This is a genomic window from Burkholderia sp. Se-20378, assembly GCF_017104665.1.
Taxonomy (GTDB): domain Bacteria; phylum Pseudomonadota; class Gammaproteobacteria; order Burkholderiales; family Burkholderiaceae; genus Burkholderia; species Burkholderia lata.
This window is the reverse complement of sequence record NZ_JAAGPG010000528.1, coordinates 1-5,714: the sequence shown is the minus strand read 5'-3', so window position 1 is coordinate 5,714 and position 5,714 is coordinate 1. Positions and strand designations below refer to the sequence as shown.

The following is a 5,714-nucleotide window of genomic DNA, read 5'->3' as shown; positions in this document are numbered from 1 at the left end:
CGCCTTGCACCGGCGCCAGCGGGTTCGACCCACCGAGGTTGCCGAGCGTACCGACGACCTGGTTCACGACGCCCTGCACCGGCGCCAGCGGGTTCGACCCACCGAGGTTGCCGAGCGTACCGACGACCTGGTTCACGACACCCTGCACCGGCGCCAGCGGGTTCGAGCCGCCGAGGTTGCCGAGTGCACCCGTGACCGAGCCGAGTGCGCCGGTCAGCGCGCCGGCTGCGTTGCCACCCGTCGGCAGCGCGTTCTGCAGGCCGTTGACGAGGTTCGTGATCGGCGCGATCGGGCTGCCGCCACCGGCGCCGGACAGCGTGCCGACGACCTGGTTCACGACGCCTTGCACCGGCGCCAGCGGATTCGCGCCGCCGAGCGCACCCGTCACCGAGTTCAGCGCGTTCGTCAGCCCACTGGCCGGATCGTTGCCGAGCGTGCCCGCGAGTTGCGTGACGACGCCTTGCACCGGTGCGAGCGGGCTCCCCGCGCCACCGACGTTGCCGAGCGTGCCCGTGATCGTGTTGACCGCGTTGCTCAGCGCGCCGGCCGGGTTACCGCTGCCGAGCGCGCCCGTCACTTGATTCACGACGCCTTGCACCGGCGCCAGCGGGTTCGAACCACCGCCGATACCACCCAGTGCGCCCGTGACCGTGCCGAGTGCGCCAGTCAGTGCGTCGGCCGGGTTGCCGCTACCGAGCGCGCCCGTCACTTGGTTCACCACGCCTTGCACCGGTGCCAGCGGGTTCGAGCCGCCACCGATACCCCCCAGTGCGCCCGTGACCGTGCCGAGTGCGCCGGTCAGTGCACCAACCGGGTTGCCGCTGCCGAGCGCGCCCGTCACTTGATTCACGACGCCCTGAACCGGGGCCAGCGGATCCGCACCGCCACCGATGGCGCCCAATGCGCCCAGTGCCCCGGTCACGTTGCCGATCGCACCCGTCACCGTGCCTGCCGGATTGCCCGCGCCGAGTTCACCCGCCACCGTACCGAGTGCGCCCGTCAATGCACTAGCCGGGTTGCCGTTATTGAGGGCCGTCGTGACTTGATTGACGACGCCTTGAACCGCCCCCAGCGGGTACGAACCGCCGCCGACATTACCCAGCGCGCCGGTCACCGTGCCGAGTGCACCGGTCAGTGCGCCTGCCGGGTTGCCGCTGCCGAGCGCGCCCGTGACTTGATTCACGACACCTTGAACCGGCGCCAACGGGTTCGATCCGCCGCCGATACCGCCCAGTGCGCCCGTCACCGTGCCGAGTGCACCGGTCAGTGCGCCTGCCGGGTTGCCGCTGCCGAGCGCGCCGGTTACTTGATTGACGACACCTTGAACCGGGGCCAGCGGGTTCGAACCACCGCCGATACCACCCAGTGCGCCCGTAACGGTGCCGAGTGCGCCAGTCAGTGCGCCAGCGGGGTTACCGCTACCGAGCGCACCCGTGACTTGATTGACCACGCCTTGAACCGGCGCCAGCGGGCTCGAGCCGCCACCGATACCGCCCAGTGCACCCGTGACCGTGCCGAGTGCGCCGGTCAGTGCACCAGCCGGGTTACCGCCACCAAGCGCACCCGTCACTTGATTCACCACGCCTTGAACCGGCGCCAGCGGGCTCGAGCCGCCACCGATACCGCCCAGTGCGCCCGTCACCGTGCCGAGTGCGCCGGTCAGTGCACCGGCCGGGTTGCCGCTACCAAGCGCGCCCGTGACTTGATTGACCACGCCTTGAACCGGCGCCAGCGGGTTCGAACCACCGCCGATACCACCCAGCGCACCCGTGACCGTGCCAAGCGCCCCCGTCAACGCACCAGCCGGGTTGCCGCCGCCGAGTGCACCCGTGACTTGATTGACCACACCTTGAACCGGCGCCAGCGGGTTCGACCCGCCGCCGACATTACCCAGTGCCCCCGTTACCGTGCCAACCGCATTGCTCAGCGTCCCCGTCGCCGTATTCAGCGCACCGGTCAACGCACCCGCCGGGTTGCCGCCGCTCAGCGCACCCGTCACCTGATTCAGCACGCCCTGGACCGGCGCGAGCGGCTGTACCGTGCCGCCGCCACCGCCGAGTGCGCCCGTCACCGCCCCCACGGCGCCCGACAGCACCTGGCCGGGGTCGCCAAGCGACGTCTGGATCGCGCCCGCCCCGCCTGCCGCCACGGTGACCGAGCCCAGCGGCGACGTACCCGTCGCGACCAACCCGACCGACACGCTGTTCGTCGGCGGGTTGACGATTACTTGCGGAATCGGCAGCACATCAAGGGCCCCCGCCATCGCGGAACCCGAAGCCAGTACCCCGAACACCGTCGCGACCGACAGCGCCACACCCGTCAATTTCAGATTGTGTCCCATCTTTATTTTCCCCATCTCGGTTGGCACAACGTTGATTAAGCATGGGGACGGATTGCACGAAGTGTGCCAATTCCAAAAACGGGATTGATTCGTCTGCCTATTGACGGGCAATAACGCCTTTTTTAATCGATTTCAGACGAAATGCATGGCCCGGGCGCCGGAATCGTCTGATGAAAAAGGCCGACGGAACACGGATGTAACGTAACGTTTGCGAGCCCCGTGGTAACGTGTTCCGGTACATTCCGCGTAACACGGGAACACCCGCCGCGACGGCGCACTACCCCGTCATGAGCAGCGGCCCATTACGCATTTCAGCAATATGAAAATGCATTGATAAATCGCCGATTTGCTGATTTTCTTTATTTCGCGATTATCTTTCTTGCCGATTACGCAGATCATTTCCGATTGCGTGATTTCCGGTAATTCGGATAGCAGACTGAAACATTGTGAAGGCCGGCGCGCGCGACGCCGCGCGCGCCGCCGGATCAACCGAAGCGCGCGGGGCGGTACGGATGGGGATCGATATAGGTCGGTGCGCCCGTCATCATTTCGGCGAGCAGGCGTCCGGTTGCGGGGCCGAGCGTGAGCCCGTGATGACAATGGCCGAACGCGAACCACAGGTGGCGATGGCGAGGCGCGGGCCCGATCACCGGGCGCATGTCGGGCGTGCACGGTCGCATCCCGAGCCACGGCTCGGGATCGAGCCGCTCGCCGATGCCGAACGCATCGCGTGCCAGCGGCTCGGCGCGCGCGAGCTGCACGCCGGTCGGCGGTGCGCCGCGCAGCGCAATCTCGACGCCGGTCGTGAGCCGCAGACGGCCGCCTTCCATCGGCGCGACGACGAAACCCTCCTCGGTATCGCACACGGGCACGTTCAACGGCGCGCGCGTCGGCCGGTAATGCATGTGGTAGCCGCGCTTCGCGCGCAGCGGAATCCGGTAGCCGAGCGGCGCGAAGACGTGATCGGACCACGGCCCGAGCGCAACCACGGCCGAGCGTGCCGAAATCGGCCCGTGTTCGGACCCGACCTGCCAGCCGCCATCCACCTGCACGAGCGTCCTGGCATCGCCAAGCGCGAACGTGCCGCCGTCGCGCTCGAACAGCCGCGCATAGGCCTTGGTCAGCCCGCCCGGGCTCGACACGGTCTTCGGGTCCTGCCAGTGGAATGCGCCGCAGAACGCGTCGCTGACGCCGGGCTCGCGCGCCCGCAACGCACGTGCGTCGAGCACGGTCATCCTCAACCCGTGCGCGTCGGCCACGCGCTGCTGCGCGCGGGTTTCCGCATCGAACAGCGCGGGCGAACGGAACGCCTCGATCCACCCGCCGTCGTGCACGAGCGGCTGGGCATCGGTGCGCGCGAGCAGCGCGTCGTGCTCCACGACACTCGCCGCGACGAGCGGCAACAGGTCGCGCGCGGCGGCCGCGAGCCGCTGCGGCGACGATTCGCGCCAGAAGCGCGCGAGCCAGCCCGCATAGGCGGGCAGCGCACGGTAGTCCCAGTAGAGATCGACCGAGCGGTTGCGCGCATAGCGCAGCAGCGTGCCGAGCCGGCGCGGAAACGCGTACGGCACGACCGACGAGCGCTCGATCAGCCCCGCATTGCCGTGGCTCGTTTCCTCGCCGGGCGCACGCCGGTCGACCAGCGCGACGCGCAGCCCGCGATCCTGCAGATGCAGCGCCGACGACACGCCGACGATGCCTGCCCCCAGAACGATGACGTCGAAATCCATGGTTCCCCGTACTGCGTCGAGATTCGATGCGACACGCGCCGGCGCGGCGGCCGGCGCACGGCGGTGATTACTTCGCGACGATGTCGCGCTTGAAGTACTTCTGCGACAGCGCGCTGAGCGTGCCGTCCTTCTTCAGCGCGTCGAGCGCGCCGACGATCTTCGCCTGCAGCGCCTTGTCGTTCTTGCGCATCCCGAAACCCGTGCCTTCGCCGAGCGTCGCCGGATCCTTCAGCGGCTCGCCGACGATCTGGTAGTCGCGGCCGGCCGGCTTGTCGAGGAAACCGTCCTGCGCGGTCTGCGCTTCCTGCACGGCCGCGTCGAGGCGACCCGCGACGAGATCGGCGTAGATCTGGTCCTGATCCTGGTACGACACGACGGCCACGCCCGCAGTGGCCCAGTGCGCCTTCAGGAAATCCTCCTGCGACGAGCCCTGCAGCACGCCGACGTGCTTGCCGCGCAGGCTCGCGACGTCGGGCCGCAGCGGCGAACCGTGCTTGGCGATCATCACGATCGGCACCACGTAGATCGCCGGCGTGAAGTCGATGCTCTGCCGGCGCTTCGACGTGATGTTCATCGCCGAGTTGATCGCGTCGAACTTGCGCGCCTGCAGCGCCGGGATCAGGCCGTCGAACGAATTCTCGACCCACACGCATTTCATGTTCAGCTTCGCGCACACCGCGTTGCCGATGTCGACGTCGAAACCCTGCAGCTGGCCGGCCGGCGTCTTGCTCTCGAACGGCGGATAGGCGGCTTCGATCCCGAAGCGCAACGTGGTCTGTTCCGCATGGGCCGTGACGGCCGCGCAGGCAAGCGCCGCAGCGGCGCAAAGGGAGAGCTTCCAGTTCATGACGGTCCTTCCGTTCCGGATTGAGGCGATGAAGATCGGTACACGACGGCCCCGGCCGGGCGCCGGATCGGCATTCGAAGCAGATGGCCGCCACGCGGCGACGCGTCGTGTCCTGCACGCGAAATATAGACTCAAAGTCTACTATAGACTATAGGGGATACGAGAATCGTGCCCCGATGCGCGACGTCCAAAATTCGCCACCCAACATGAATGCCTTTGATTTACCGGCGTTTTTTTCGAATCGCGCGACGACACGAAGTCTCGAAAAGAAAAATTCTCCCGATTTTGATTGTCTATATTAGACTTTTCGTCCATCACGAACACCGCCGGACGCCGTCGATCGAGACGGTCCTGTCCAGCCCCGACCGGAGATGTCCCCATGACGCAAACCGCCCCGACCCTGCCGCTGACCGTCGACGAAGCCGCGGTGCGCGCGGCCCTGCCGTCGCTCGACGTGCTCGGCACGTTGCGCAACATGTTCGCGTCGCTCGCCGCGACGCGCGCGGTGCAGCCGCCGCAAACGCTCACGCTGTTTCCCGACCAGGCCGGCGACTTCATCACGTATCTCGGCGCGCTCGCCGATGCGCAGGTATTCGGCGCGAAGCTGTCGCCGTATGTCGTGACGGGCGGCAAGCCGATCGTCACTGCGTGGACCGCGCTGATGTCGATGCGCACGGGCCAGCCGCTGATGTGGTGCGACGCAGGGCTGCTGACCGTCGAGCGCACGGCCGGCACGACCGCGCTCGCGGTCGACTGCCTCGCACCGCGCGACGCGCGTCATCTCGCGATCGTCGGC

The 5,714-nt window shown here is 67.7% G+C and carries 3 protein-coding genes and 1 pseudogene; 1 reads left to right on the top strand and 3 read right to left on the bottom strand.

The window, feature by feature from the left end; all coding sequences use genetic code 11:
• The 3 genes from G3N93_RS32950 to G3N93_RS32940 form a co-directional block, all read right to left on the bottom strand.
• Window positions 1-2,341: hypothetical protein (locus tag G3N93_RS32950; RefSeq protein ID WP_206134833.1), on the bottom strand; the 2,341-nt coding region annotated here is incomplete at its 3' end.
• 485 nt (window positions 2,342-2,826) lie between these two features.
• Window positions 2,827-4,071 carry an FAD-binding oxidoreductase gene (locus G3N93_RS32945; RefSeq protein ID WP_206124548.1) on the bottom strand — a complete coding sequence of 415 codons (1,245 nt, stop codon included), beginning with the start codon at window positions 4,069-4,071 and terminating at the stop codon, window positions 2,827-2,829.
• Window positions 4,072-4,138: 67 nt separating this feature from the next.
• Entirely contained in the window at window positions 4,139-4,918 is a 780-nt protein-coding gene (locus G3N93_RS32940; RefSeq protein ID WP_174931072.1) for an ABC transporter substrate-binding protein, read from the bottom strand.
• 379 nt (window positions 4,919-5,297) lie between these two features.
• Here G3N93_RS32940 and G3N93_RS32935 point away from each other — a divergent pair.
• Window positions 5,298-5,714, top strand: a pseudogene (locus G3N93_RS32935) (ornithine cyclodeaminase family protein); the annotation flags it as partial.